This window comes from Halobacillus sp. BBL2006, assembly GCF_000786645.1.
In the GTDB taxonomy this organism is placed as follows: Bacteria; Bacillota; Bacilli; order Bacillales; family Halobacillaceae; genus Halobacillus.
On sequence record NZ_JRNX01000801.1, the window covers coordinates 1 to 2,253 of the forward strand.

Genomic DNA, 2,253 nt, shown 5'->3' on the forward strand with positions numbered 1-2,253 from the left:
TTTAATTATGGCAGGTGCAGGAAGTGGAAAGACGCGAGTGCTGACACACCGCATCGCCTACTTACTCAGTGAAAAAGATGTAGCGCCTCAAAACGTTTTGGCGATTACGTTTACGAATAAAGCGGCACGCGAAATGAAGGATCGTGTCGAAAGTCTAGTCGGAAAAGAAGGCGAAAAGATTTGGATGTCGACGTTCCACTCAATGTGTGTAAGAATCTTACGCCGCGATATTGACCGAATCGGCTACGATCGTAACTTTTCTATCTTGGATTCCAGTGACCAGCTTTCAGTGATCAAGCAGGTGCTGAAGGAAATCAATCTTGATCCTAAAAAATGGGATCCTCGTGCGATGCTTGGTGCCATCAGCAATGCGAAGAACGAATTGATGACTGCAGAAGATTTTGCCAAGCAGGCCGGCAACATGCATGAAGAGCAAATCGCCCAAATCTACAAAGGCTATCAGAAAAAGCTTCGTAAGAACCAGTCACTCGATTTCGATGACCTGATCATGCAGACGCTGTTCCTCTTCGACCGTGTCCCCGAGGTGCTTGAGTATTATCAGCGCCGCTTTCAGTACATCCACGTCGATGAGTATCAGGATACCAACCATGCACAGTATCAGCTCGTCAAACATCTAGCGAGCCGTTATCAAAACCTATGTGTCGTCGGTGACTCCGATCAGTCAATCTACGCATGGCGTGGAGCGGACATTCAGAACATCTTGAACTTTGAAAGCGACTATCCGAACGCGCGCACGATTTTGCTTGAACAAAACTACCGTTCCACCGAACTGATTCTAAACGCGGCGAATAATGTGATCGACAACAATAGCGGCCGTAAACCGAAGCGTTTGTGGACCGACAACAGCGGTGGAGAGAAGATCAATTATTTCCAGGCTGGCACCGAGCGTGAGGAAGGACTTTTTGTCACTGATAAGATTGAAGACCTTATCCGTCAGGGGCGCTTCCAATATAAAGACGTCGCGATTCTGTACCGGACGAATGCGCAGTCTCGTACGATCGAGGAAACATTCGTCAAAGCTGGTGTACCATACCAGATGATCGGCGGCACGAAGTTCTATGACCGTAAAGAAATCAAGGACATGCTTGCGTATTTACGGTTGATTGCGAATCCGAATGATGACCTCAGCTTCCAGCGTGTCGTCAACGAACCGAAGCGAGGCGTCGGAAAAACGAGCATGGATAAGATGATGGCGTATGCGGCAGATCATGATATTTCGCTTTATGAAGCAGCGGCAGAAGTCGATTTTGTCGGCGTCAGTGCAAAAGCGGCGAAAGCCATCATGAGTTTCCGTAAAATGATACAAAACTGGACACAGCAGCAGGAATTCTTATCTGCGACAGATATGGTTCAGGAAGTTATCGACAAGACAGGCTATGAAGAAATGCTCATGAACGAGAAGAGCATCGAAGCGCAAAGTCGTCTGGAAAACATCGAAGAGTTCAAGTCCGTAACGAAAAACTTCGAAGAGAACGCGGAAGATAAAACGTTAATCGCCTTTTTGACGGATCTAGCTTTAATTGCGGATATCGATTCTATGAATGAAGACCCTAGTAGTGATGACACCGTGACGTTAATGACGCTGCACTCCGCCAAAGGCCTTGAGTTCCCTGTCGTCTTCTTGATTGGCATGGAGGAGAGCGTCTTCCCGCACAGCCGTGCGCTTATGGACGATGAAGAATTGGAAGAGGAACGTCGTCTTGCTTATGTAGGGATTACACGTGCCGAGAAGCAGTTGTTCATTACGCACGCGAAGATGCGCACGCTGTACGGTCGTACGAACATGAACCCGATCAGCCGATTCATCAATGAAATTCCAGAAGATCTTGTAGAAGGTAAGGAACAGCAGAAGGAAGAGCTGCCTTTCTTCAATAAGAAAAAGGAAACGACGCCTTTCCAAAAAGAAACCGCGCGTCCGAAAAAACGAGCAGCGAAGAAAATCGAGAAGAACAAAGGCACTGGCGCCGAGAAGACTACCTGGCAGCCAGGCGACAAAGCTGTGCATAAAAAGTGGGGCGAAGGAACGGTCGTCAAAGTGCAGGGTGAAGGAGACGGCATGGAGCTCGATATCGCCTTCCCGGCACCAACGGGCATCAAGCGGCTGTTAGCCCGTTTTGCTCCTATTACGAAAGCGTAAGGATGTGGAAGTAAGATGAATGGATCTGAAGCGAAGGAAAGAATCGACGCTCTGAAACAGGAGCTTGAACAATACAATTACGAGTACCATACGCT

1 protein-coding gene is annotated in these 2,253 nt (G+C 48.0%); it reads left to right on the plus strand.

The window, feature by feature from the left end; all coding sequences use genetic code 11:
* The coding region (gene pcrA, locus LD39_RS19825; protein ID WP_035552486.1) for a DNA helicase PcrA at nt 1-2,158 on the plus strand (2,158 nt) is incomplete at its 5' end.
* Nucleotides 2,159-2,253: the final 95 nt, after the last annotated feature.